Raw genomic sequence first — 2,388 nt, 5'->3', positions numbered from 1 at the left:
TCTCTTCTCTTCTGGGGCTAGAGACCTTCCAGCTCAAGCTGCATTTCAGCCAGACTCTGTTGGGCCGCATAGTGGACCGTCAGGCCACAGATGCGGCAGGTCAGGCTCTGGCCGCTGCCGGTGGGGGCCAGGCTATCGCTCAGTGCCACTGCATCGAAGAGCTGCAGCGCTGGATTCAGCGGCACTGTGATGCGATGCCGACTGGCGACACGCTGCTCCTGGGCTAGCAGAAAAGCTGCCTTCTGAGCGCACTGACTGGTGGTCGTCAGCTTGTGGTCGATGTGGAAGCGCAGGCGCTCGCAGCCCACCTGCTGCAGGTGAAGGTCGTCGTAGGTCTCGGCGGTCGTCAAAGCTTGAGGGGAACCGCTGGCCGGCGGCCTGCCGCTGACAATGATGTGGTTGGCGCGCTCATCGCTGCTGCCGATGCTGAGCAGCTCAATCTCGGGCTGATAGGACCAGGCTGGGGTCTCGCTGCTACTCAACTCGCGGAAGCGCAGAACCTCGTCCTGGTCGAGGAAGTAGACCAGGCCATACGTATTGCACAACTCATCGAGGGCGGCACGGTAGGGCTGGCCCGCCTGGATGACAAAGGAGGGAATGGTCTGGCTCATCTGATTAGTCGTGGGGAGGGCGATGTTGAAGAGGCCGGCGCGCGCACAGACCTCGCTGATCAGGAAGGCCAGCGTCTGGCCGCTGTAACTGTTCTGGTAGCGGGCGAGCAGATCAAGCTGGCGCGTGCGATCGCTGGCGACCAGCAAGAGGCAATTTTCCTGGGGTGAGCGCAGGAAATGGAGCTGACTCAGGACATAGCTGCCGGTCTTGATCTGTAGCGGCGCGGGAGGTGTACCTGCGTAGTAGCCCTCGCTCAGGGTCAGCGTTGCACCCGGACCGAGCGGGCGATAGCTGCCAGCGCTGCTGACCAGCGCGTTATAGCTGCCGCCGCTGTTGTCAAGCAGCACCTCTAAGCGGGCGGGATGGCCTGGACGCTCCAGGCGCCGGTAAGCCAGTACGGCGGGCGAGAGGTCAAGGGACTGCTGGGGGTTACTGCTCTGGAAGAGAGGGGCGCTGGCGATGGCTGGCATAGTCAAGACGTAGGAGCGTGGGCCTGCACTCCCGCTGGCGGGGCTGGCTACCGGTAGCACCACAGCGCCGTAGGTGCAGGGCAGCATATGCAGAATGGTCCCGTTGGACCAGTGGACCAGGTCCGCTGACTGGCGCAGGCGCGGATAGCTGTAGACGGAGCCGGTCAGATTGCCGCTGTCAGCCTCGACACAGCTGAGGGTGTAGAGACCGTCCGCCCAAGAGAGGCGCGGAGCCAGGCGCATGATAGCGGTGGTCGTAGCGGGAGCGATCGCCACACCGAGATTCCATTGCCCATTGGCGGCGTTGAAGGTGCAGGTGCTCAGTGAATAATTATCCGAATAAATCAGCGTATAGAGCGTACCAGTGCAGGCAGCGGCCAGCCCACCACTGGCTCCCAGCGGCGGCAGCGACCAGCTTTGCAGGCTGGACCAGCCGCTGCCATTGAAGAAAGAGCAGCCCAGGGCTTCGCCTCCGGCGACATCGTAGAGAAAAAAGACATCGTTGGTGCCGGCGCAGGCTACCCCTTTGATCAAAGCGTTCCCCGGCGGGGAGAGCACCGGCGTTGGGCCGCTCCAGCTCAGGCCGTTATTGGCTGAGGTCCAGACCCAGAGCTGGTTGCCGCCGCTGCCGCGCTGAGCGAAAGCCCGCAGCAAGCCTCCACAGTTGGCAATGGCGCAACTGCCATCCTGATTCATGACCCCACTGGCGCCCGGCAACGTCACCCAGGCGCTGGTAGCCCACTGGCCGGCCTGGGCAGGATCGCTGATGCGCTGGACCTGGAAAGTCCCGTTCAGAAAAGAGCTGGCCCGGGCGAGACGGATGCGCACGATGCTGCCATCGCTGGCGAGACAGGCATCGTGCCAGCTCTCGGGTGTGCCGGGGGTCTGGTAGAGAGCATAGTGCAGGACACGGTCGGCGACGCTGAGGACCAGGGTGGGACGGCGCGTCAGGCTGTTAAGAGCCGCACTCAGGGAATTGGGGAGAGTACGAACCATTGTGAGGTCTCCTGTTGCTTTGGGGGATGTCTCAGGTGAGAGCCTGATAGGAAAGAAGAAGGAGGAGAGCACCATGTAGGGGAGCGGGAGACGAAGCCGCCAACCCGCCTGGAGCGGGGGCGACGGCCTAACCTCCTTCTATCAGTATAGCTGAGTTGCGGGGCGAAGGCAAGGTTCTCGCCAGATGAGTCTCGTTCATATAGACATTAGTCTATATAGTTCCAGGACGCGGGCTGCGCTGCAGAGAAGAGGGACTGTGCATAGTGCATAAATATTTGAAGATAGAATTAGATATTCTACTCATTTACAG

General features: G+C 62.0%; 1 protein-coding gene. It reads right to left on the bottom strand.

Annotated elements, in window-relative coordinates:
- Positions 1-17 precede the first annotated feature (17 nt).
- Entirely contained in the window at positions 18-2,078 is a 2,061-nt protein-coding gene (locus IRZ31_RS21215; RefSeq protein ID WP_297157731.1) for a hypothetical protein, read from the bottom strand.
- Between the last annotated feature and the right edge of the window lie 310 nt (positions 2,079-2,388).

Source organism: Thermogemmatispora sp. (assembly GCF_019683635.1).
In the GTDB taxonomy this organism is placed as follows: Bacteria; Chloroflexota; Ktedonobacteria; order Ktedonobacterales; family Ktedonobacteraceae; genus Thermogemmatispora.
Note: the sequence above shows the minus strand (reverse complement) of the source record. Positions and strands in the feature narration are given on the sequence as shown.